This window comes from Martelella alba (assembly GCF_005217455.1).
GTDB lineage: Bacteria > Pseudomonadota > Gammaproteobacteria > Enterobacterales > Enterobacteriaceae > Acerihabitans.
Window position 1 is genome coordinate 1 of sequence record NZ_SZPQ01000057.1, and the last position, 21,815, is coordinate 21,815.

Here is a 21,815-nt window from a genome sequence, read left to right on the forward strand (position 1 = left end):
CCGAGGGAATACCGGAGCCGACGGATAACACTAACTTAGAGATAAAAGCTGTCTGAATATAACGGGTCAAGATCACATGTGGAGTGTTGAGATAGGCCAGATACCACAGCGCCTGGCGCTCATCCACATCTTCGCCGCTCAGAAGCGCTTTTTCCCGCAACAGTGCTTCCAGTGCGGCCAGCCATTGACGGTAGTAGGCTTCTCCGGCACTTTCCTCAGCGCGCTGCGGCTGGCTGCGGATTATGCCGGAAAAAGTTTGCACCCACTCGCTCCAGCTATAGGCGCCGTTTCGTGACAGCTGTAATGCCGTCGCAAATGCTTCCGCTTGCCAGGGCTCGCCGAAGACCATTTCCGGCTCTTCCGCGGCGACATGCGGGATGGCCGACATCATGAGAGACGACATGTGATCTCCTTATACCAATGCATCGATATAGTCATCCCACAAGTCGAGATAGACCGCCGAGTTTTCCGCCGTATCCCCCCACAGCGCTTTGGCTTCAAATCGTACGCTATAGACATGTTGCGGATTTTCGCCGTTGCCATGGGCATAAGTATCGGGAAAAACAAACGAGCCGTGATGGTGGACGATGGTGCCGACACAGCCACGCACATAGCGGGGCAGCCGGGTGTGGCCATATGGATGAATATTTTTTGCGCGAATTTTATCACCGGCAGTGAAACGAATCGGCCGGTCGGTAGATCGTACATATACCGGATTGGTTTTCACTGCCTCGTAGACCTGTTCTTTTTCGAGAATCTTCATGACCGCGCCTCTTGTTCGGTAAGTTGTTTGACCTTGGCTTCCAACTCATCCCGCGTGAAAAGACCATTGTTGACGCCCAGTGTCTCCATGGCGTGATACCAATGAACGTAATAAGGCGTCGTGAGGTATTCCGCCGGATTCATCACTTCTATGGCATGGCGGAATTCATCTATAGGACATAATCCACCGGCAAAATAGAGGCCAATGGTGGAAAAAACGTGCTTTTCCCATTGGGCCTTGAATACCGGTTCATTAAGGTCGATATTTACTGGACCCAAATTATGCATGCCGCCAACGTCGTGAATGGAATTCATAATGTGTTCCTCCTGGGCTCAACTAACGGTGGGTAACAACAGATCGGTACCGATCATGGCATTACGGGTCACCAGTTCGGCCAATTGTTCTTCACTCATGTTTTCACTACCGCCCGGGCGTTGAGGCAAAACCATATAACGTATCTCGGCGTTACTGTCCCACACGCGAATTTCGACGTTTTCCGGGAGCGAAACGCCGAATTCCGCCAGTACCTTACGGGGTTCGATCACCACCCGCGAGCGATATTGGGGCGCTTTGTACCAGGTCGGCGGTAGGCCGAGAGTCGGCCAGGGATAACAGGAACACAGCGTACACACCACCACGTTATGCACGGTATCGGTATTTTCCGCCACATGCATATGTGCGCCTTCCAGTCCGGTAAATCCCAGTTCGGCAATGGCGGTGGTGGCGTTCGAAAGCAGACGCGCTTTATAAGCGGGATCGATCCAGGCTTTAGCCACCACTCTCGCACCGTTTTTGGGGCCGAAACGGTGTTCGAAAATATCAATGATCTCGTCTACGGCTTCGGCTTTGATGTAGCCTTTCTCGATCAATAAAGATTGTATGGCCTTTATCCTCAATGTCGGAATATTCGGCGGGATGGTCGGCTCAGTGTTGTCGCTCATTGTCTTTCCTCTCTTATTTATTGCTACTGTCATCCACCACTGCATAGGGGGGACTATTTTGCGCAAAAAAAAGCCCCTTAGCTCTTATCGAGCTATAGGGGCATCTTTGCCATCGCCATGTTGCCGCAGCGCCCGCTTGGCGGTCATCAAATTTGATTTCCTGCCGCCTGACGCCAGCTTAGCTATATATTTACTGCACCATCACTTTAAAGCAATATAGATGCCACAAATGGCGAATATCAATAAACAATTTTTACCTAATCAAAACAACTATCTATGTTACCTCTGGATTTCGTAGTAAATGATGCTCGTCTGTTCGAAAAGTTATTGTGCACTCTTAGTGCGACATTATCCCTGTTCTGGTGCGCTTCCTGGTTGCCGGCAATGTTTTTACAGTGATAACGATTTGATATGTCGAGTCCAGGCTTCCGGATGCGATAATAGCGTCACGCAAAATTCTTCAATGGTTTTTCGCTGCTCGGTGGCAAGTCGGCGTAATAATTCATAGGCGTATTTCTCACTGCAATCTAACTCTTTGATTAAAAGCAATTGAGCAGATAACAAAAAGCGTCTGAGCTGAATTCGACGTTCGTGCTGATTAATCTTTTCGGTTAATTCTTTTTGACGCGAGAAATGGTGGCGCGCCAGAATAATGGTCGACAGAATCCCCGCGGATTTTACCGGTTTTCTCAAACAGCCATTGACCTCCTGCTCGATAACCCAGGCTACTCGCGACGGGGTTTCCATACCCATCAAGGCGATTTTGGGTAGCGACGGCCAGGGATGGCGTTCCAGTTGTTTGATCAGCGCGCGATTGTCCGAGTCAAAAATGACACTATCGTAAGGCACATCGAAAATGGCCGGGCTGTAGTCGGCAAAGCTTTCGCCCTGAATGCCCAGCCGTTGAAACTGTAATAGCAGCGAACTCTCGTCGCGGGCGGCGCAGCTAACAAGCGCGATACGTAATCCCCTCACCACCAGCAGTTGCTTTTGCATATGTGCCATTACCCCTTGCGTCTCAGGTTATCGGGACAAATCGGACCAGGTAAGCCAGGGATCCGGCGTGACAGGTGAGGGCGCTTCCCAAAGCAGATGGAACTGGCCGTCGGCGCCGATCCGTGCCAAACGCGGCGTCAAGCTGGCGTGATTGTTCTCTCGATTAATATGGGTGATGCCATTTGGTGCGGTAAGTTCGATTCCGTATACCGCTTCACGTACCGATGCGGGATCCTCGCCACCGCTCGCCTGGATGCCTTTAGCGAGAAAATGCCCACTCATCCAGGCCGCTTCCGCATCTACGGTGGTCATGGCGTGCTCGCCGAAACGTTGCCTGTAGCGTGCCACGAATTGCCGATTCTGTGGATTGCGGATACTGTGGAAATACACAGCGGAAACCAGGCATCCCTCTAGCGCTTCTGCCCCCACCAGAGCGACCTCGTGTTCGCACAAGGTCAGGCTCAAACGGGTGGGTGCGGCTTCGCGCAAAAAAGCGTGGGTAGCCGCCATCTCCTTCCACACTTGATAGAACCGGTAGGCAGAAATTCCCACGAGGGTGATAAGTATTACCGGTGGCCGGCGCTCAAGGATATCTTGGATAATCGGGTAGACGTCCGTTTCGCCTAACGCGAGAAATTGACTCGTGATCAACGCGCCGTCATGCGCTTCAAGAACATCGCCAGTGATACGATCGATTTCTTCCGACCAGATATAATTGGATCCGACGTGATAAACCTCTGGCGGACAGTGTCTTAAAACATAATCGAGCATGGGAAGTACGTGCTGATTTGGCACCGCGCCCAAGTACATAACGCTATCGCTGCTCTCGAAGCCCTCATAACGCGCGGTGTGCCATAACAGCGCATTGGCACCTTCCACCAGCGGCAGAATTAGCTTACGCGACGCCGAGGTATAGCAACCGACAATATGTTTCACACCGTGGCGATAGAGCAGATCGCTGCAATAGCGATAATAGTTGTCCAATTGACAGCCAGGGTCGTAGATGATCGGCGCCAGCGTGAAATCCAGTGCGTCGTCAGCGTTGGCTTCCTCAATAGCCAGCATGATGCCGTTTAGCATCTCCCGACCGATGCCGCCATAGTGTCCGGACAAGGAATACAGGACCCCGACCGGGATGGTGCGCTTGCTGCGGCCTTTGTGGGTGAAATAACGTTCTCCGGAATGCATAAGTGTCCCCTTCCTTTGTTCAGTCGACATCAGTCGCCGCAATGAGTAGTGGGTAATGATGCGGTTGTCGCATAGCCACCAGATCTTTACGGCGCACCACATTTGTGGGGTAACCCGAAGCGAGATTACTGGTGTCGATATCCAAAATGGCCAGCGCCCGAGTCTCGGTAATCAATGTTTCCTGTCGCGGCCAGGCGAAGGTGTCCGGGCCAAAAATGCCACTCAAACCGCTTTCGTGACCGTTGGCATAGCTGAGATACACATTGTTCTCGCCCGCCCTTACACGGGGTATGAGCCAGTGATGCGGGGAAGGGCCTTTTGCTATCGGATAACTGTGTGGCACGTTGGTTCCTGGATGTGCCATAGAGGGTGGTAGCGCTAGTGACGAGGGGCAAGCGATGATGTCGCATCCTTGCATAGCCAGGATACGTCCCGCTTCGGGGAAGAGCAAATCTTGTCCTATCAGCAAACCGACACGGCCGCAAGGCAGATCAAACGCCGCCCATGTTTCTCCTGCACTGGCCCACACGCGGTCGCCGTCGCGAATATGAATTTGACGGTAGTGCCCGATGAGGCCATCGGGACCCAGCAGCAACGCGGTGTTGTAACAGGCGCCGGCGTATTTTTCCACCATTCCCGCCACCAGATGGATCCGAAGCCGGGCAGTGAGATCCATTAAGGCGCGAATGGCTTCATGTTGTTGCGAAATCGCGGTGTCGGCTGAACAATATGGCCCGGTCAGGCTGCTTTCCGGCAGCGTCAGCAACTCGGCGCCGCTTTTCGCTGCCGCGACGGCCCAATGGGTGATTTGCGCCAGATTGGCGTCCAGATCGTTTGTCGGTGTGAATTGTGCTACCGCGATGCTCGACATTTTTCCAACCGGCAACGGAGCTTTTGCATACAGAGCGAAAAAATCCAGCGGATTCCACAGAAAGGGGTGGGTCATTAAGCTGGTGTAGAGTTCCGGTCGCCGCGACGCCAACTGAGGACGCAATGACGTTGTAGGCTCAAGCGTACCATAAACGATACCGTCGCCGGTGTCGCGCCAGTTTTGTACATGTCCATCCGGATTGATGACGCAACTGCCGCCGCTAAATTGTACGCCGCGTTCCGCTCCCCAACGGTTACTTTCGATGAGATAGCAGCCGTTTTCATAGGCGCGGTTTATCCAATACGGTGCGGGAGTGCGTTCCGCAAGCCAGTTGCTAATATGGCAAATGACATCAGCCTGCTGTACAAAAGCAAGACGCGCGGTTTCGATAAAATGGATATCCATACAAATCAATAGTGCGATATTACCGATGGGTGTGGTAAAAACTTGATGTCCCAAATCTCCATTAGCGGCCCATTTTGGCTCGGATATATACGGATGGGTCTTGCGGTGCTTACCGATTACGCCATCGGGGCCTATCAACACGGCGGTGTTGTAGTAAAGGTCGCTCTGGCGATCCTTTTCCGCCATGCCGAGCACTAAATAACAACCGTATCTTCTACTGATACCGGCAAAGCGGTCCGTGGTATCGCCCGGTACCGTTTCGACATAAGGGGCGATTTCTTTTCTCTCCAACCAACAATAGCCCGTTGTACCCATTTCCGGCATGACTATCAGCTTAGCACCGTTGATGGCGGCCTCTTCGGCCAAGGCCAGCAATCGCAATATATTCTTTTCTTTGAAAAATTGCGACGGTTCAAATTGTATGGCGGCAACGACAACAGGTGCTTTAATCATTTTCTGACTCCAATAAAAAGCCCCATTGACGCAATGCGTCAATGGGGCAACTTTGCCTTGATAGTAGTGAATGTAACAACTATCGAATTTTATGGATTTGATTGATCGTTAAATAATCTCGCTATATATGTTAAAGCAAATTTGATGCCAATATGTATTATGTTTGTTTTTCAATCGGATCAAGTATGTTAAAGCGCTTTAGCGACCCATCGGCGAAGATGATGCCGCTTTATGGTGCGTCGATGGCTTTTCTTGCCCCATTTTGGTGATAAATACTACCGGTAAAATCCATAGATGATTCCCGTTATTCCACGTTCAATGTCAGTCCGGCGCCCGCCGGGTGAGGGATAAATCGCAGTGGTAGCGAAAATTGTTCCAAAGATAGCGGGTATCTTGTTATCTTGATCACGATATTTGCTATAGGACGATACCGCAACATGACCAATCGCTTCGCCCTGGCCGCTCTGGCCGCTGTTATTTCATTGACGGGATGCGCCACCTCCCCGGCGGGCAAATCCGCGTCGGATTTTTCCACTGGCGCAACGCTCGTTACCGTGACGGATGTGCCAAATCCCGCCGCAGACGGCTCGACCATCTATGTTACCGTTGACGGCAGTGACGCCGCCGCGTTGATAGCCGGGGAAAGCGTGGAACTGCGCATTCCCGCCGGGAAACATCAAATCGGGGGCTATGCGCGATCGCTCATTGGCCATGTCACCATCCCGTCCGTGACGGTGACCACCGATCCCCATAACGAAAAGCATGTCGTTTACACGATAGTGAACAACAAACCCGCCTTCGCCGAACGGGCGGACGCGCCAACAACGCCGAGTAAAATTCTATCGCCGGCGTCGTCAACGGCAACCGCGTCGGCGGTAACATCAACGGCGGCGTCCAAGGCGGCCACGGCGTCGGCGGGGGCAACGACGACCGCGTCAGCGACAACGGCCGCGACGCCGACAACCACAGCCGCATCGGCCACGACGCCGACGACGGCAACCACAACGGCATCGGCCGCGACGCCGACGACGGCAACCACAACCGTATCGGCCACGACGCCGTCGACGACATCCACAACCACAGTCGCATCCACAACCCAGTCGACATCGGCCTCGGCGTCCGCCCCGACCATAACGTCATTAACATCCACTTCGGATACGTCGTCAACCCAGGCCACTCAGGCCACGCAGACCGTGCAGATCACCCAAGCCACAGCGAATTGAAGCGGGTTTTTCGGCCAGAAGCCTTTAGGCACCCAGGTGAATGCAAAATAGTTACCGCGCCATGCAATATTCCATGCACCCGCATGGCGTCGGTTTGCCCTCAAGGTAAACGAATGGTTAATGCACCCGGCGGCGCACGCCGGAAGATGCCGTCGCCCGAACCCTTAACCGCGAGAACGCCAAGGCAAAAATGTCGTCTTCGTCACATTGCTTAAGGCGATTACCGTTAGCGGAATGGCGTTGAGAGCGGGCAGCGCGGGACCGGCATAACGCGACAAAATAAAATGTCCCATGTTTTCAACTGTATTGATGAAATCGACGGTGGTCATATCCGTTAAGAAGGCGAAGGTGTAGTGAATTGGTGAAATAAATACAATTTCACAACAATACCCGTCCATTTATTTCCCCTCGCTAGCAATAAAATTAGCAAAGAAAACCTTATATACCGTATTGCGCCACTCCAGGATTGCCTACATTGGATAACGTCATTAGAGCCTATCCCAGGAGAAGAGCATGGAAAAAAAGAATGCCCCCAACGCGCCATTTTTGTTAGCTGTGATGGGTATTTACCTCAGTTATTTTCTGCACGGCGTCAGCGTCATCACCTTGGCACAGAATATGACGCAACTGGCCACCAAGTTTGGTACGGATAGTGCGGGTATCGCCTATCTTATATCAGGTATTGGCTTGGGGCGGTTGATAAGTATTTTATTTTTTGGCGTCATTTCAGACAAATTTGGCCGGCGAGCCGTTATTTTGCTGGGTATCGGGTTGTATGTGCTATTTTTCTTCGGTATTCCGGCCAGCCCCAATTTGTTTACGGCTTATATCCTGGCCGTTTGCGTCGGCGTGGCCAATGCCGCTCTGGACACCGGCGCCTATCCGGCGCTCATGGAAGCCTACCCCAAGACATCGGGATCGGCGGTCATTTTGATCAAAGCGATGGTATCGTTCGGCCAGATGCTTTACCCGCTACTGGTGGGGTATTTACTGCTCAACAAAATGTGGTATGGCTACGGCATCATCGTCCCCGGCATCCTGTTCGTGCTGATCGCGGCATTGCTGATGAAAAGCCGGTTTCCCAGCCAGAACGTGGATGCAAATCTGACCCGGGATTTGCCGCAAATCAAACGCCCACCCTTGATGTGGCTTGAAGGCGCCGCTTCCGTGGTGTTCGGCGTCGCCATTTTTTCCACTTTCTACATCATTGTGGTGTGGATGCCGAAATACGCCATGGCCTATGCCGGTATGAGCGAGGCCGAGGCGCTCAGAACGATTTCCTATTACAGCATGGGATCGCTGGTCTGTGTCTTCGCCTTTGCGTTGTTACTGAAAAATTGGGTCCGGCCGGTTTGGGCCAATGTTTTCAATTCTGCGCTGGCGGTCATCGCGGGGATCATCATTTATGCCTATCCCACGCCGCTGGTGTGTAATATCAGCGCCTTTGTTATCGGCTTTTCCGCCGCCGGTGGTTTACTACAGCTCGGCGTCTCGGTGATGTCGGAGTTTTTTCCAAAAAGCAAGGCGAAGGTGACCAGCGTTTATATGTTGATGGGCGGCTTATCCAATTTTGTTATTCCCATAATAACCGGTTATTTATCTAAGATTGGTTTGAATACCATCATATTACTGGATGTTGCGTGCGCGGCGGTTTCGTTGATAACGGCCATTATCGTCTTTTACCGTTATTACCAGGTATTCAGTATACCCGCTAATGATGTGCGCGTGGGTGAAAGCGTATTTTTCCTGAAAACCGCCAATAATAAGCCATCGCACTCATAAATTTCTTGTTTGAAGGAACATAAAATGAATGTTACTGCAAAATATGAACTGATTGGTTTAATGGCTTATCCCATCCGCCACAGTTTATCCCCTGAAATGCAAAATAAAGCCCTGGAACAGGTGGGACTGCCTTATACCTATATGGCGTTCGAAGTAGACAATACCGCTTTCGGCCAGGCAATCGAGGGACTGAAGGCGCTGAAAATGCGTGGCACCGGCGTTTCCATGCCCAACAAGCAATTGGCCTGTCAATATGTGGACGAACTGAGCCCAGCGGCCAAGCTGGTTGGCGCCATCAACACCATTGTCAACGACAATGGCTATCTCAAAGGCTACAACACCGATGGCACGGGACATATTCGGGCCATAAAGGAATCCGGTTTCGACATTGAAGGCAAAAAAATGGTGCTGGTGGGCGCCGGCGGCGCGTCAACGGCCATCGGGGCGCAGGCGGCCATTGAAGGCATAAAGGAAATCAAGCTGTTTAACCGAAAGGACGAGTTCTATCAAAAGGCGCTCGATTTTGCCCGGCGCGTCAATGACAATACCAATTGCACCATTACCGTCCACGACTTGGCGAACCAAGACGCCTTTGCCTCCGCCATCGCCGGGACCGATATTCTGACCAACGGCACGAAAGTAGGCATGAAACCGCTGGAAAACGAATGCGTGGTCAGCGATAAGTCGATGTTGCGGCCCGCGTTGTTGGTGTCGGAATGCGTTTATAACCCCCATATCACCCGGTTGCTGCGAATGGCCGGGGACGTTGGCTGCAAAACGGTGGATGGTTACGGTATGTTACTCTGGCAGGGCGCTGAACAGTTCAAGCTCTGGACAGGCAAGGAGTTTCCGCTGGAATACATCAAAAAGGCCATGGGATTCGAGGCGTGATGGTTTATAGCGGGGATAAGCAACGCCGGTTTCCGCGCGTGGCGCACATTCCCGCCGGCGGGTCGTTTCATGGGCAGTCGGCGCCCGCCCGGCGGCTGCCGTAAGGCATAAATAGAAGGTGAAAGAATGCAAACCGTAACCGTAAGAGACCTGACGATTGGCAGCGGCGCGCCCAAAATTATCGTACCGCTGATGGGCAAGGACGCGGCGTCGATTCGCGCTGAGGCGCAATCCTATCAAGATGTCGACTTCGATATCCTGGAATGGCGCGCCGATCATTTCGCTGATGCCGGGACGCCAGAACGCGTTATCGCCGCGGCCCGCGAACTCCGGCGCCTTATCGCCGATAAACCGATACTGTTTACCTTTCGCACATCGCGGGAAGGGGGAGAACAGGCGCTGGCGCCCGCCGATTATCTGGCCCTGAACAGGGCCATTGTGGATAGCGGCCTGGCGGATCTCATCGATCTGGAGCTTTTCTCCGGCGATCAGGCGGTGGCGGCGACAGTGGAATACGCCCATGCGAAAGGGGTCAAGGTGGTGATGTCCAACCATGAATTCCACAAAACGCCGCCGCAGGAAGAGATAGTCGGCCGCCTGCGCAAGATGCAGTCTTTGGGCGCCGATATCCCCAAGATCGCTGTGATGCCGCAAAACAAGACCGATGTGCTGACCTTGCTGGCCGCCACGCTGGAAATGCACGAGCGCTATGCCGAACGGCCAATCATTACCATGTCCATGTCCCGTTCCGGCATTATCTCCCGGCTGGCGGGGGAAGTGTTCGGTTCGGCGGCGACGTTCGGCGCGGTTAAAAAAGCGTCGGCGCCCGGGCAGATCGCCATTGGCGAATTGCGATCGGTTCTGGAGATATTGCATAAATCCTGATAAGGCAGGGGAGCCGCCGACGGCGGGCCGTAGATGAGAGACAGGATGTCCCCCATCGTCCCCAGGCGCATAGCCGACTCTGCGGCTGAGCAAGCGCAGCCAATAAAGCGGCAACGTGAAGTATGACGAGTAGATATACCGTATGTTCTGTCCCGGCAGGGTCAATGCCGGGACACTAAATGCCACCATCAATCAGGCCGCTGAATCTGTCCTGCCGGAACGGTTTTGTTTTTTCCGTTTAAGGGCGAAATGACTTCGCACCTGATGAGGAGTTTTTATGAAATTTGAAAAACCAAAAAGAATTAATGGCAGGGTGCCCGTTTTATCAGCGGAAGATGCCGTTAATTATATCCCGGATGAAGCCACGCTCTGCATATTGGGTGCCGGCGGCGGCATACTTGAAGCGACGACATTAATTACGGCGTTGGCTGAGAAATATAAAAATACCCACTCGCCGCGTAATTTATCCTTGATCAGTCCGACCGGCCTTGGCGACCGGGCCGAACGGGGAATCAGCCCGTTGGCGCAGGAAGGTTTGGTAAAGTGGGCGCTTTGCGGACATTGGGGGCAATCGCCGCGTATTTCTGATTTGGCCGAGCAAAATAAAATTGCGGCCTATAATTATCCGCAAGGTGTGCTAACCCAGGCTATTCGCGCATCCGCCGCTCACCAACCCGGCATTTTAAGCCAAATCGGCATCGGTACTTTCGTCGACCCGCGCCAGCAAGGGGGGAAACTTAACGAAATAACCAAAGATGAATTGATCAAACTGGTTGAAATCGACAACCAGGAATATCTTTATTATAAAGCCATTGCGCCCAACATCGCATTCATACGCGCCACCACGTGCGACAGCGAAGGCTATGCGTCTTTCGAAGACGAAGTCATGTATTTGGATGCGCTGGTTATCGCGCAGGCCGTGCATAATAGCGGCGGCATCGTCATGATGCAGGTCCAGAAAATGGTTAAAAAAGCCACATTGCATCCGAAATCCGTGCGCATTCCCGGCTATCTCGTGGATATCGTGGTGGTGGACCCCGGTCAGACCCAGTTGTACGGCGGCGCGCCGGTCAATCGGTTTATTTCCGGCGATTTCGTGCTGGATGACAGCGCCCGGATGGCGATACCGCTCAACCAGCGCAAGTTGGTCGCCCGCCGGGCATTGTACGAGATGCGCAAGGGGGCGGTGGGGAATGTGGGGGTAGGCATCGCCGATGGCATTGGTTTGGTGGCGCGCGAGGAAGGGTGCGCCGACGAATTCGTTCTAACGGTGGAAACCGGTCCGGTGGGCGGCATAACCACACAAGGCGTGGCGTTTGGCGCCAATGTCAACACCCGCGCCATTATGGATATGACGTCGCAATTCGATTTCTATCACGGCGGCGGATTGGATGTGTGCTACCTGAGTTTCGCCGAGGTCGATCAGTACGGCAATGTGGGCGTCCATAAATTCAATGGCAAAATCATGGGTACCGGGGGATTTATCGATATCAGCGCCACATCGAAAAAAATTATTTTCTGCGGCACATTGACCGCCGGCAGTTTAAAAACGGATGTCGGCGACGGTAAATTACGAATCGTCCAGGAAGGTAAGGTTAAAAAATTCGTCAAAACAATCCCCGAAATGACCTTTAGCGGTGAAATCGCGCTGCAACGTGGTCTGGATGTGCGTTATATCACCGAACGGGCGGTTTTTACGCTAAAAGCGGACGGTTTGCATCTTATTGAGATAGCTCCCGGCGTCGACATGGAAAAAGACATACTCGCCCAGATGGATTTCACGCCAATAATTGACGATGACCTGAAATTGATGGATGAACGGATGTTCCACGACAGAATCATGGGGTTTGTATTACCCGAGGCCGAACAATAGAAGGGGAAAGAAGATGGATTTTGGCTTAACCGAGGAGCAGGAATTACTGCTTGCCAGCATTCGTGAACTGATCAGCGGAAGTTTCCCGGAGGAATATTTCAGAACATGCGACCAAACGGGAACCTATCCTAAAGAATTTATGAAAGCGTTATCCGACAACGGTATTTCCCTGTTGGGCGTGCCGGAAGAATATAACGGGATCCCGGCCGACTATGTCACGCAAATGCTTGCGCTGATGGAAGTATCGAAATGCGGCGCGCCGGCGTTTCTTATCACCAACGGACAATGTATCCATAGTATGCTGAGGTTCGGCTCGCCGGAGCAATTACGTAAAACGGCGGAAAGCACGCTGGCCACCGGCGATCCGGCTTATGCCCTGGCCCTGACCGAACCGGGCGCCGGCTCGGATAATAACAGCGCGACCACCACCTACACGCGCAAAAACGGTAAAGTCTATCTTAACGGACAAAAAACCTTTATCACCGGCGCCAAGGAATATCCCTATATGCTGGTGCTGGCGCGGGACCCCGAGCCAAAGGATCCGAAAAAAGCCTTTACGCTCTGGTGGGTGGAATCGAATAAACCGGGCATCAAAATCAACCCGTTGCATAAAATCGGCTGGCATATTCTCAGCACGTGCGAAGTCTACCTGGATAACGTCGAAGTGGATGAAAGCGATAGGGTCGGCGAGGAAGGAATGGGCTTCCTGAATGTTATGTACAATTTTGAAATGGAACGCCTTATCAATGCCGCGCGCAGCACTGGCTTCGCCGAATGCGCTTTTGAGGATGCCGCGCGGTACGCCAACCAGCGTATCGCCTTCGGCAAGCCCATCGGCTATAACCAGATGATCCAGGAAAAGCTGGCGCTGATGGCGGTTAAAGTCGATAACATGCGCAATAAAGTCTTGCGGGTGGCATGGCAGGCGGATCAGCGTCAATCGTTACGCACCAGCGCCGCCCTGTGCAAACTCTACTGCGCGCGCACCGCCTTGGAGGTGATCGACGATGCGTTGCAAATCATGGGGGGATTGGGTTATACGGACGATGCGCGGGTGTCCCGATTCTGGCGCGATATTCGTTGCGAACGGATAGGCGGCGGCACCGATGAAATCATGATCTATGTCGCCGGTCGGCAGATCCTGAAAGATTTTCAGGGCAAGCAGTAAGCCGGCGGCAGCCGAAGTCTCTTCCGACGCCGGTTTTATCCGGCGTCGTAAACCACGGCGGCGCGCTCAGGCCGGCATGGCTTGAGCGATTGCGTCGCATTCATGTTCTCCCGGCGGCTGTGGATGCAACATGCTGTACTTGAATTGCCGACGGTATTCCGAGGGCGAATAGCCCACATGGCGTAAAAACAATTTGGTGAAATGATCGACATTCTCATATCCCACCCGAAAGGAAATTTCGTTTAAACAAAGTTCCGTATTGGTCAAAACAATTTCGCCTCCGTTAATCGGCGCTTGATAACATAATTGATGGGCGAGATATGGTATTCTTTGGTGAACTCATGGCAAATATAACTGACACTGGCATGAAATTTTTCCGCCAGATGGTCGAGGGTGATTTTTTGCCGATAATTATTGTTCAGATACATAAGTATATCTTTTACCAACGCGTCTTTTTTGAGATATCCCGCCCCGGTTCGGTAGGCGCTTTTGAAATTTTCGTAAAACAGCGCGGTCAGGGTATAGCCCAGCGCATCGAAAATGGCCGCGGGGTTGTTGTTCCCTTGTCTTAACAGCAGATCATCAAGTTCTTGCAGCACGCCTTCCAGCACATTTATATTTTTGACCCTGGAGACGACCGGGCAGGAGTGGGGCTGCATAATCCGGTTTTCCTCCAGCCCGCGGATTTTGAAACCCACCACCGCGCAGGTGCAGGTGGTGGCGGGCGACTCGCGGTCGGACGCCACCGAATGCAGGCAACCGTGTTCAATGGCGATGATTTCGCCGGCTCGGGCGACATAGCTTGATGCATCAATAGTCAACCGAACCACGCCTTTTTTTACAAACATTAATTCGGTTTCAACGTCATGCACATGAAGACCGGATTCCCAATGGGGATCATCGCTTATCACATAGCGGGACAATTTCGGCGTCATTCCCTTTTCAAAAAGCGTATCTGTTTGATTGTCGAACCAACGTTGATACATGACGACCTCCACGTTTCTCGGTAGGATAATGTCCTCCGTTAGGCCATTATCCAGTCAATTGAAGATGTTATATACTTTATACTCGTTATGCTTCACGTTGCCTCGCGGTGAGTGAGGCCCGCTGTTGGCAGTTCAAACCGTTCCCGACGTATTTGCCGTTTACTTGCCGCCGCGATGCAACTTGAATTATTTAAAGTATGTGTATGATATATCATGAAACACGGGGGTAAAAACAAGATTATTGTTCCGTTATGCAAGATAATTTGCCGCGGGGAGCACGGAATGAAAAAGCCGTTTGTTATGATCCCGTTATTTTCCCGTGACGCGCGGCCCTCTCGGGTCGAATAGGGGGCGGAAGAATGAGACGCTATTTTTCTAAAGAACAGGAGTAAACGCATATCCGTGATCCTGTTTAAATTTTTTAATCCGCAACCGCGCGGAATCATGATGGTCGTCACATCTTAGCCTGTTGCATATGGCCATACCCCCATTGAGTAATGGCAGCCCGGTGGATTATTTGTCGGCATCGACGGTTGCGTATTGACGAACAAATAGTTAACGTTGCGTTGTAAATATTTAACAATTTGCCAGGGTTAACATTTATTTTGCAAGATTCTTGGCAACTAAAACATATTATCCTCTCGTTTTTTTTAGTGAGTTATTTCACACTGTCGGCAGATTCCTAATCATTATTCCCGGGTGAGATTTTCACGTTGCGGAGTATTCGCGATATTTTCGCACGGCGTTAAGGCCGGCCCGGGAAAATATTCTCAACCGGTGTAAAGCATGAATCTTGATGAAGTCTCTTCTTTTACCGGATTAATAGGAGATAGCATGAAAATCATAACCTGTTTCAAACTGGTGCCCGAAGAGCAAGATATTGTGGTGACCGCGGAGCGGACGTTGGATTTCGCGCGCGCCAATGTCCAAATCAGTCAATTCGATCTCAACGCCGTCGAAGCCGCCGTGCAATTGGCCGGCGATAGCGGTCAGGTGGCGGCGCTAAGCGTTGGCGGCGCTATGCTCAGCAACTCGAAAGTGCGGAAAGACATCCTATCGCGCGGGCCGCAGCACCTTTTTCTGGTGCAGGACGCCCATCTGGATCGTTCTTTGCCGAATAACACCGCCCGGGCATTGGCCGCCGCCGCCAGTAAAATCGGTTTTGATCTGTTGCTGTTTGGCGAAGGGGCTGGGGATCTTTATGCCCAGCAAGTCGGCTTGCTGACCGGCGAGATACTCGGACTGCCCACGGTGAACGCCGTCTGTTCAATTTGCGTGGAAGGCGATCGGGTTCGCGTGGAGCGGGCGCTGGAAGAGGAAGTCGAAGTGCTTGAGCTGCCGCTGCCCGCCGTGTTGTGCGTCACCTCTGACATCAATGTGCCCAAGGTTCCGTCCATGAAAGCCATACTCGGCGCGGGTAAAAAACCGGTAACCCAATGGGGGGCGGACGATATCAATTGGACGGCGCCGTCGCCGCTCGCCGAGTTGGGCGATATTCGGGTGCCGCCGCAGGCCGAACGCAAACATATCATCATTGAGGGCGATTCGCCGGAAGCCGTTGGCCGGTTGGCCGAACACCTGAAAAAAATCGTGAATTAAGCCGGGACGGGAGAACCAGCATTATGAAGAAATTAGCGAATGTGTGGGTGTTTAGCGACGTGGTGGATCGCTACGCCGAATTGTTGGCCGGGGCGCGGCAATGGGGCGAGCATGTCTACGTCGTGGTAGCGGACGATACCACCGCCGCGGCGGTCAAGCCGCTGGGGGCGGATGCGCTTTATGTTCTGGAGGCGTTTTCCGCTCAGCAACGGGTGGAAAATTATGCCGAAACGTTAACCGGACTGGTGGGTAACCAAACGGACACGCTTATCTTGCTGTCGGCCACCAAGCGAGGCAAGGCGCTGGCGGCCCGGCTCAGCGTCTTGCTGAAGGCGGCGGCCGTCAACGACGTCACGGCATTGCGGGTGGATGACGGCGGTCCTGTCGCCGAGCATCGCATGTACGGCGGTTTGGCTTTCGGCAGCGAAAAAATACTGTCTTCGATCGCCATCGTTACACTTGCCCCAGGCGCCGTCGAGCCGGCCGCCCCCATCGCCGATCATGACTGTCCGCTGCACAGTGCCGGGTATGTCGCGCCCCGCCACGAAATCCTCTGCCAAGCGCGCCGGATGAAATCCCTAAGCAGCGTCGACCTGGCTAAGGCCAAACGGGTCGTGGGCGTCGGCCGCGGTCTGGCGGTTAAGGACGATTTGCGGATGGTGGAGGATCTGGCGACGGCGCTCGGCGCGGAAGTCGGTTGTTCCCGGCCGGTGGCCGAAGCCGAACATTGGATGGAACGCGAGCGTTACATCGGCGTATCCGGCGTATTGCTCAAAGCCGATCTTTATTTGGCCCTGGGGATCTCCGGCCAGATCCAGCACATGGTCGGAGGCAATGGCGCAAAAACTATCGTGGCCGTTAACAAGGACAAAAACGCGCCGATTTTCAATTATGCCGACTACGGACTGGTGGGGGACATCTATAAAGTGGTCCCCGCCCTTATCGAGCAGTTGGGCCGTTAACAGCGAAAGCCCTGCCGCATGTGGCGGGGCGGAGGGAGCCAAGACAATGTCGGATGAAAAATTCGACGCCATCGTCGTCGGGGCCGGGGTGGCGGGTTGCATCGCGGGTTACGTCATGGCGAAGGCGGGAATGGACGTGCTGGTGATCGAGCGCGGCAGTACGGCGGGCAGCAAAAACATGACCGGCGGGCGTCTATATGCGCACAGCCTGGAAAACATCATGCCGGGTTTCGCGCGCGCTGCGCCCGTCGAACGTAAAGTGACCAGGGAAAAGATCTCGTTTCTTACCGACGAGAGCGCGGTGACGCTGGATTTCCACAGTGAACAGCCGGATTCGCCGGTCAAAGCCTCTTATACCGTATTGCGTAATCTGTTCGATCCCTGGCTCATGGATCAGGCGGAACACGCGGGCGCCCAGTTTATTCCCTGCGTGCGGGTGGACTCCCTTATCCAGGAGGGGGGCCGTGTTACCGGTGTACAGGCCGGCGATGATGCGTTACAGGCTGATATCGTTATCCTGGCCGATGGCGTCAATTCCCTGCTGGGGCGGGCCATTGGCATGGTACCGCCCGCCGATCCCAGGCACTATGCCGTGGGTGTCAAAGAAGTGATCGCGCTGTCTCCCAGCCAGATAGAAGACCGCTTTATGTTGTCCGAGGGGGAGGGGGCGGCCTGGTTATTCGCCGGCTCCCCCTCCGATGGCCTGATGGGCGGCGGTTTTCTTTATACCAATCGCGAGTCCGTGTCGCTGGGACTGGTATGCGGGCTGGGGGAAATCGCCCATGCCGCCAAAAGCGTGCCGCAGATGCTTGAGGATTTTAAGCGGCATCCGACCATTCGACCTTTGATACGCGGCGGAACGCTTCAGGAATATTCCGCTCATCTGGTGCCGGAAGGCGGCTTATCAATGGTGCCGCAATTAACGGGCGAGGGTGTGATGATCATCGGCGATGCGGCCGGCCTGTGCCTGAATCTTGGCTATACCGTGCGCGGCATGGATCTGGCGATCGCGTCGGCCCAGGCCGCGGCGACCACGGCCATCGAGGCGCATAACAGCGGGGATTTTTCCCGCAATGGGTTAGCCGGTTATCGGACCAGACTGGAATCGGGGTTTGTCCTGCGGGATATGCATCAATACCGCAAACTGCCGGCCATGATGGAAAATCCGCGGATGTTCAGACAATACCCGCGTATGGTCGCCGACCTCATGGCGGATATGTTCATTCTTGACGGCAGTCCCGGTAAGCCGCTGCGCTCGAAAATACTGCGCCGGGCCAGGCAAGTCGGACTGTCACATTTAGTTAAGGACGGTATCAAGGGGGCGATGGCGCTATGAGCGGCGAAAAACCGGTAAATGTCGATGTCAAACTGGGCGTCGACAAGTTCCATGTGGATGAAAGCCATCCGCATATTGTTTTGCGTGACGACCCGGACAGGGAGCAGTTCCGCAAGCTGGTGAAAGCCTGCCCGGCGGGACTCTACAAGGAAGACGAGGGGGGCAATATCCATTTCGACTATGCGGGTTGCCTGGAGTGCGGAACATGCCGTGTGCTTTGCGGCGACACCATTCTGGAGAAGTGGCAATACCCCCAGGGGATGTTTGGCGTCGAATTCCGTTACGGTTGATCTTTTTCCCGAGACACCCATAAATGACTGTCACATTACGATTCAATACCGCCCGTCGGGCCCAGTACCGCCGGCAGGGCTATTGGGGGGACGCTTCCCTGGCCGACTATTGGCATCAGTCGGTGAAAATGGCGCCGGATAAAATTGCCGTCATCGATAATCAAGGCGCGTCTTTTACCTATGCCGATCTGGATACGGCGGCGGGACGGGTGGCCGCCTATCTGCTGTCGCGGGGTATCGCGCCCGGCGACCGGGTGGCCTTCCAACTCCCCGGCTGGTGCGAATTCACCCTGATTTACCTGGCATGTTTGAAAGCGGGCGCCGTTGCGGTTCCGCTGTTGCCCGCGTATCGCGAAACGGAGCTTTTGTGGACCCTTAACAAAAGCCGGGCCCGCATCTTATTTGCGCCTACGGTCTTCAAAAACACCCAGCCAGTGGCGCGCATCGCGCCGCTGCGCGATAAACTTCCCCATCTGCTGGATGTCGTGGCCGTGGATAAACTGGCGCCCGCCGGCGATAACAGACTTTCCCTCAGCCGAGTGCTGGAAATGCACGCGCCGTTGGAAAGTCCGGTGCGGGTGCAGGGCGACGCCCTGGCGGCGGTATTGTTTACTTCCGGGACGGAAGGCGTGCCCAAAGGCGTCATGCTGACGCACAATAATATTCTCGCCAGCGAGCGCGCTTATTGCGCGACGCTGAACCTCAGTTGGCTGGATGTGATCCTCATGCCCGCGCCGCTGGGCCATGCCACCGGATTTCTGCACGGCGTCACCGCGCCTTTCATCATCGGCGCGCGCAGTGTGCTGCTGGATATTTTCAATGCCGACGATTGCCTGGCGCTGCTTGAGCGGGAAAAATGCACCTGCGTGATGGGCGCGACGCCGTTTGTCTACGACCTGTTGTGCGCCGTGCAGCGACAGCCCCGCGACCTATCCTCGTTGCGTTTTTTTCTGTGCGGCGGCACCACGATCCCCAAGAGCATTACCCGCGAATGCCTGCGGATGGGGATCAAATTGCTGAGCGTATACGGCGCGACGGAAAGTTCCCCCCACGCGGTGGTGAAACTCGGCGATACGCTGGCCCGGGTGATCAACACCGACGGCACGGCGGCGCCCGGCGTTGAGATCAAGGTCGTCGACCCGGCGCGCAGGACGCTGCCTTTTGGCGAGGAAGGCGAAGAGGTTTCCCGCGGCCCCAATGTGTTTATGGGGTATCTGGACGAACCGGAGCTGACGGCGCGCGTTCTGGATAAAGAGGGCTGGTACTATAGCGGTGATCTCTGCCGAATGGACGCGGACGGCTATATCAAAATCACCGGCCGCAAAAAAGATATCATCGTGCGCGGCGGTGAAAACATCAGTAGCCGGGAGGTGGAGGAAATTTTGCTTCAGCACCCGCGCATCCGCGATGCGGGCGTTGTCGCTATGCCGGATGAACGCCTCGGCGAACGTTCCTGCGCCTATGTGGTGCTCAACGCCCCCGGCGAAACGCTGACGCTGAATGACGTGGTGGCGTTTTTCAGCCGTAAGCGCGTCGCCAAATACAAATACCCGGAGCATGTGGTGGTGGTGGACGAACTGCCTCGCACCGCGTCGGGGAAAATCAAAAAATACCTCTTGCGGGAGGATATCCTTCATCGCCTGGGGCTGCCGGAGGCGTCGTCTTAGACGGCGCCCGCGCCCGGTTTGCCATGGCCGGGCGGCGTTTAATCCGGCTTCAGGCGAAAGCCGCCTGCCCCGTGGCTTCGATGGCCGCGATGCGGTTTTGCGGATAGTGCGGAAAACGGTCGGCTTCCTGCTCGGACAACAGGATTTGCTTTACCGCCAGTTCCCGGAACGCACAGGGACTGACGCCGGCATGCTTATGAAAAAACCGGGTAAAGTAAGCCTCGTCATTAAAACCCAGCGATGCCGCCAGCTGTTTAATGGTTTGGGCCGTATACACCAGTTCGCGCTGGGCTTCCCGGATAACCCGTACATTGATCACATCCAGGCTCGACATCCCCAGCGCCGCTCGACACAAACGCGACAAATGGCAAGACGACATTCCCATTCTGTCCGCATAGTCGTGAACCGTCAGACGCTGGCGAAATGTCTCGTCCACCAGTCGCAGGAATTTATGAATCTGCGCCGTTTTTCGCGAGCAGATATCGTATTCGCGGATTTCCCTGGCGCGTCCGCCGATCCGGGCGAGGTAAATGAACAGCGAGGTCAAATGCGACATCGCCATCGCAATCTGATTTGTGCTCGGTACCGACAACTCCCGCGTCATGGCCCGAAGATAGCCGTTTATCGTGTCGCGATCGGTTTCCCGCAATGCCAGGGAAACGATGGCGGGGGAGGCGATGAGCTTCAGTACATTGGGCGCCAGCAGGCTTATCACGGATTCCAGCGGCTTTTGCGACGCGGTGATGGTGGAGCCTTCGGAATCCGGCGTATAGGTGAAACAGTGAACCGTGCCCGCCGGCACCAGGATAAGGCAGGGCGCTCGCGCTTTGCCGCGGGCGCCGTTGAGCTGAACATCCACCTCCCCCCGCTGGATAAACAGCAATTGCAGCAAGGATTCATGCATATGGGGCGACACTTGCCAGTTCAGTGCCCGAGAGCGGAAAGACAATGCTTCGACGTTGAAAAAGTTTTCCCAACTCAGTTCGGATTGCTCGCCATATAAGGCGTAGGCGGGGATAGTCGTTGTCAATGTGGCGTCCTTTTTGCTAAGGGGTTAGCCCTGGCCGGTCTTTGCGCATTTTGACAGATTTTGCGACGCCATATCCGGCCGCGTGTCACTTTTCCGCCGCCTGGGATCACGGCGGCGCGTGACTTGGCTTTGCGGCGTCATCCCGCCTGTCGCAGCGATGGCGTCGCCGCGGCCGGTTTAACGCCGATGGGTTTAATACGGGCCGCGGCCATGCACAGCGCGCCGACGATGGCAATGGCCGCGCCCATGTACAAGGCATATTCGTATTGACCGGTCATGTCGATAATAAGCCCCGAGAACACCGGCGCCAGAATCCCCGCCGTGGTCCCAAACACCCCGTTAAGCCCCACCAGCAAACCGGTGTTCTGCTGTGAAAACACCATCGGTATCGAGAAATGCGCGCCCATGGTGAAACACAGGAAAAAATTAGAAGTGAGTAGGCCCCCTGCGAAACCAGACAGTAGAAGTCTCTTAACTTAAGAGATAGGCTTGGATACATGTCTAAC

At 54.3% G+C, this 21,815-nt stretch carries 24 protein-coding genes; 10 read left to right on the forward strand and 14 right to left on the reverse strand.

The features are described from left to right. The 10 genes from FCN80_RS23380 to FCN80_RS23415 all read right to left on the reverse strand — a co-directional run. On the reverse strand, positions 1–403 hold a 403-nt coding region (locus tag FCN80_RS23380), incomplete at its 3' end, for a nitrile hydratase accessory protein (RefSeq protein ID WP_136992738.1). A gap of 9 nt (positions 404–412) precedes the next feature. Beyond that, positions 413–763: an SH3-like domain-containing protein gene (locus tag FCN80_RS27305; RefSeq protein ID WP_306767924.1), complete on the reverse strand. Its 351-nt coding sequence runs from the start codon at positions 761–763 to the stop codon at positions 413–415. Further along, entirely contained in the window at positions 760–1,077 is a 318-nt protein-coding gene (locus tag FCN80_RS27310) for an SH3-like domain-containing protein (RefSeq protein ID WP_306767925.1), read from the reverse strand. The genes FCN80_RS27305 and FCN80_RS27310 overlap by 4 nt, the downstream gene beginning before the upstream one ends. Before the next feature lie 18 nt (positions 1,078–1,095). After that, positions 1,096–1,704, reverse strand: coding sequence for a nitrile hydratase subunit alpha (nthA, locus tag FCN80_RS23390; RefSeq protein WP_136992739.1), 609 nt, complete (start codon positions 1,702–1,704; stop codon positions 1,096–1,098). Positions 1,705–2,094: 390 nt separating this feature from the next. Continuing rightward, the gene (locus FCN80_RS23395) at positions 2,095–2,700 is read right to left on the reverse strand and encodes an ANTAR domain-containing response regulator (RefSeq protein ID WP_136992740.1); all 606 of its coding nucleotides are present in this window, start codon (positions 2,698–2,700) and stop codon (positions 2,095–2,097) included. A gap of 27 nt (positions 2,701–2,727) precedes the next feature. Continuing rightward, on the reverse strand, positions 2,728–3,888 hold the full coding sequence (locus FCN80_RS23400) for a transporter substrate-binding domain-containing protein (protein ID WP_136992741.1): 1,161 nt from the start codon (positions 3,886–3,888) through the stop codon (positions 2,728–2,730). Between the two features lie 19 nt (positions 3,889–3,907). Beyond that, positions 3,908–5,617, reverse strand: a complete 1,710-nt coding sequence (locus FCN80_RS23405; RefSeq protein ID WP_170975505.1) for a nitrilase-related carbon-nitrogen hydrolase — start codon at positions 5,615–5,617, stop codon at positions 3,908–3,910. 304 nt (positions 5,618–5,921) lie between these two features. Continuing rightward, the gene (locus FCN80_RS26525) at positions 5,922–6,212 is read right to left on the reverse strand and encodes a hypothetical protein (RefSeq protein WP_170975506.1); all 291 of its coding nucleotides are present in this window, start codon (positions 6,210–6,212) and stop codon (positions 5,922–5,924) included. 174 nt (positions 6,213–6,386) lie between these two features. Then, positions 6,387–6,794 (reverse strand): hypothetical protein, encoded by a 408-nt coding sequence (locus tag FCN80_RS26530; RefSeq protein ID WP_170975507.1) that lies wholly within the window; start codon positions 6,792–6,794, stop codon positions 6,387–6,389. A 210-nt stretch (positions 6,795–7,004) separates the two neighbouring features. Then, positions 7,005–7,238 (reverse strand): hypothetical protein, encoded by a 234-nt coding sequence (locus FCN80_RS23415; protein WP_136992742.1) that lies wholly within the window; start codon positions 7,236–7,238, stop codon positions 7,005–7,007. Between the two features lie 115 nt (positions 7,239–7,353). Here FCN80_RS23415 and FCN80_RS23420 point away from each other — a divergent pair, with 115 nt between their 5' ends. From FCN80_RS23420 to FCN80_RS23440, 5 genes are all read left to right on the forward strand, one after another. Next, on the forward strand, positions 7,354–8,622 hold the full coding sequence (locus FCN80_RS23420; RefSeq protein ID WP_136992743.1) for an MFS transporter: 1,269 nt from the start codon (positions 7,354–7,356) through the stop codon (positions 8,620–8,622). A 24-nt stretch (positions 8,623–8,646) separates the two neighbouring features. Continuing rightward, the gene (gene ydiB / locus FCN80_RS23425) at positions 8,647–9,513 is read left to right on the forward strand and encodes a quinate/shikimate dehydrogenase (protein ID WP_136992744.1); all 867 of its coding nucleotides are present in this window, start codon (positions 8,647–8,649) and stop codon (positions 9,511–9,513) included. 126 nt (positions 9,514–9,639) lie between these two features. Beyond that, the gene (aroD, locus tag FCN80_RS23430) at positions 9,640–10,398 is read left to right on the forward strand and encodes a type I 3-dehydroquinate dehydratase (protein WP_136992745.1); all 759 of its coding nucleotides are present in this window, start codon (positions 9,640–9,642) and stop codon (positions 10,396–10,398) included. 277 nt (positions 10,399–10,675) lie between these two features. Then, complete coding sequence (locus FCN80_RS23435; RefSeq protein WP_136992746.1) at positions 10,676–12,271, forward strand: acyl CoA:acetate/3-ketoacid CoA transferase; 1,596 nt, start codon at positions 10,676–10,678, stop codon at positions 12,269–12,271. 13 nt (positions 12,272–12,284) lie between these two features. Next, positions 12,285–13,439 carry an acyl-CoA dehydrogenase gene (locus tag FCN80_RS23440; RefSeq protein ID WP_136992747.1) on the forward strand — a complete coding sequence of 385 codons (1,155 nt, stop codon included), beginning with the start codon at positions 12,285–12,287 and terminating at the stop codon, positions 13,437–13,439. Positions 13,440–13,505: 66 nt separating this feature from the next. Here the strand turns inward: FCN80_RS23440 and FCN80_RS27030 are convergent, their stop codons facing one another. Together FCN80_RS27030 and FCN80_RS23445 are read right to left on the reverse strand one after the other, a co-directional pair. Then, positions 13,506–13,706 carry a helix-turn-helix domain-containing protein gene (locus FCN80_RS27030; protein WP_230492890.1) on the reverse strand — a complete coding sequence of 67 codons (201 nt, stop codon included), beginning with the start codon at positions 13,704–13,706 and terminating at the stop codon, positions 13,506–13,508. Next, positions 13,703–14,425: a cupin domain-containing protein gene (locus tag FCN80_RS23445; RefSeq protein WP_230492891.1), complete on the reverse strand. Its 723-nt coding sequence runs from the start codon at positions 14,423–14,425 to the stop codon at positions 13,703–13,705. The genes FCN80_RS27030 and FCN80_RS23445 overlap by 4 nt, the downstream gene beginning before the upstream one ends. 834 nt (positions 14,426–15,259) lie before the next feature. Here FCN80_RS23445 and FCN80_RS23450 point away from each other — a divergent pair. From FCN80_RS23450 to fadK, 5 genes are read left to right on the forward strand one after another with little or no spacing between them, the layout of a single operon-like run. Next, positions 15,260–16,024 (forward strand): electron transfer flavoprotein, encoded by a 765-nt coding sequence (locus FCN80_RS23450; protein WP_136992748.1) that lies wholly within the window; start codon positions 15,260–15,262, stop codon positions 16,022–16,024. A gap of 23 nt (positions 16,025–16,047) precedes the next feature. Continuing rightward, on the forward strand, positions 16,048–16,986 hold the full coding sequence (locus tag FCN80_RS23455; protein WP_136992749.1) for an electron transfer flavoprotein subunit alpha: 939 nt from the start codon (positions 16,048–16,050) through the stop codon (positions 16,984–16,986). A gap of 46 nt (positions 16,987–17,032) precedes the next feature. Further along, positions 17,033–18,322 carry an FAD-dependent oxidoreductase gene (locus tag FCN80_RS23460; protein WP_136992750.1) on the forward strand — a complete coding sequence of 430 codons (1,290 nt, stop codon included), beginning with the start codon at positions 17,033–17,035 and terminating at the stop codon, positions 18,320–18,322. Next, a complete protein-coding gene (locus FCN80_RS23465; protein ID WP_136992751.1) occupies positions 18,319–18,612 on the forward strand; it encodes a ferredoxin family protein in 294 nt (97 codons plus the stop codon). Before FCN80_RS23460 ends, FCN80_RS23465 begins: the two co-directional genes overlap by 4 nt. 23 nt (positions 18,613–18,635) lie before the next feature. Continuing rightward, positions 18,636–20,279, forward strand: coding sequence for a medium-chain fatty-acid--CoA ligase (fadK, locus tag FCN80_RS23470; RefSeq protein ID WP_136992752.1), 1,644 nt, complete (start codon positions 18,636–18,638; stop codon positions 20,277–20,279). A 49-nt stretch (positions 20,280–20,328) separates the two neighbouring features. Here fadK and FCN80_RS23475 read toward each other — a convergent pair whose 3' ends face one another. Continuing rightward, positions 20,329–21,309: a helix-turn-helix domain-containing protein gene (locus tag FCN80_RS23475; RefSeq protein ID WP_136992753.1), complete on the reverse strand. Its 981-nt coding sequence runs from the start codon at positions 21,307–21,309 to the stop codon at positions 20,329–20,331. 137 nt (positions 21,310–21,446) lie between these two features. Then, positions 21,447–21,716, reverse strand: a complete 270-nt coding sequence (locus FCN80_RS23480; RefSeq protein ID WP_196239161.1) for a hypothetical protein — start codon at positions 21,714–21,716, stop codon at positions 21,447–21,449. Positions 21,717–21,815: the final 99 nt, after the last annotated feature.

Bases quoted from the DNA above. Each gene is read 5' to 3' on its own strand.
- FCN80_RS23405 (WP_170975505.1), bottom strand. From the start codon at position 5,617: ATGATTAAAGCACCTGTTGTCGTTGCCGCCATACAATTTGAACCGTCG.
- FCN80_RS23455 (WP_136992749.1), top strand. From the start codon at position 16,048: ATGAAGAAATTAGCGAATGTGTGGGTGTTTAGCGACGTGGTGGATCGC.
- aroD (WP_136992745.1), top strand. From the start codon at position 9,640: ATGCAAACCGTAACCGTAAGAGACCTGACGATTGGCAGCGGCGCGCCC.
- FCN80_RS27305 (WP_306767924.1), bottom strand. From the start codon at position 763: ATGAAGATTCTCGAAAAAGAACAGGTCTACGAGGCAGTGAAAACCAAT.
- FCN80_RS23400 (WP_136992741.1), bottom strand. From the start codon at position 3,888: ATGCATTCCGGAGAACGTTATTTCACCCACAAAGGCCGCAGCAAGCGC.
- FCN80_RS23460 (WP_136992750.1), top strand. From the start codon at position 17,033: ATGTCGGATGAAAAATTCGACGCCATCGTCGTCGGGGCCGGGGTGGCG.
- FCN80_RS23420 (WP_136992743.1), top strand. From the start codon at position 7,354: ATGGAAAAAAAGAATGCCCCCAACGCGCCATTTTTGTTAGCTGTGATG.
- FCN80_RS23465 (WP_136992751.1), top strand. From the start codon at position 18,319: ATGAGCGGCGAAAAACCGGTAAATGTCGATGTCAAACTGGGCGTCGAC.
- FCN80_RS23450 (WP_136992748.1), top strand. From the start codon at position 15,260: ATGAAAATCATAACCTGTTTCAAACTGGTGCCCGAAGAGCAAGATATT.
- FCN80_RS23445 (WP_230492891.1), bottom strand. From the start codon at position 14,425: ATGTATCAACGTTGGTTCGACAATCAAACAGATACGCTTTTTGAAAAG.
- FCN80_RS27310 (WP_306767925.1), bottom strand. From the start codon at position 1,077: ATGAATTCCATTCACGACGTTGGCGGCATGCATAATTTGGGTCCAGTA.
- FCN80_RS23395 (WP_136992740.1), bottom strand. From the start codon at position 2,700: ATGCAAAAGCAACTGCTGGTGGTGAGGGGATTACGTATCGCGCTTGTT.
- FCN80_RS26525 (WP_170975506.1), bottom strand. From the start codon at position 6,212: ATGGTCGAGCCGTCTGCGGCGGGATTTGGCACATCCGTCACGGTAACG.
- FCN80_RS23440 (WP_136992747.1), top strand. From the start codon at position 12,285: ATGGATTTTGGCTTAACCGAGGAGCAGGAATTACTGCTTGCCAGCATT.
- FCN80_RS23480 (WP_196239161.1), bottom strand. From the start codon at position 21,716: ATGGGCGCGCATTTCTCGATACCGATGGTGTTTTCACAGCAGAACACC.
- nthA (WP_136992739.1), bottom strand. From the start codon at position 1,704: ATGAGCGACAACACTGAGCCGACCATCCCGCCGAATATTCCGACATTG.
- FCN80_RS23435 (WP_136992746.1), top strand. From the start codon at position 10,676: ATGAAATTTGAAAAACCAAAAAGAATTAATGGCAGGGTGCCCGTTTTA.
- fadK (WP_136992752.1), top strand. From the start codon at position 18,636: ATGACTGTCACATTACGATTCAATACCGCCCGTCGGGCCCAGTACCGC.
- FCN80_RS23415 (WP_136992742.1), bottom strand. From the start codon at position 7,238: ATGGACGGGTATTGTTGTGAAATTGTATTTATTTCACCAATTCACTAC.
- ydiB (WP_136992744.1), top strand. From the start codon at position 8,647: ATGAATGTTACTGCAAAATATGAACTGATTGGTTTAATGGCTTATCCC.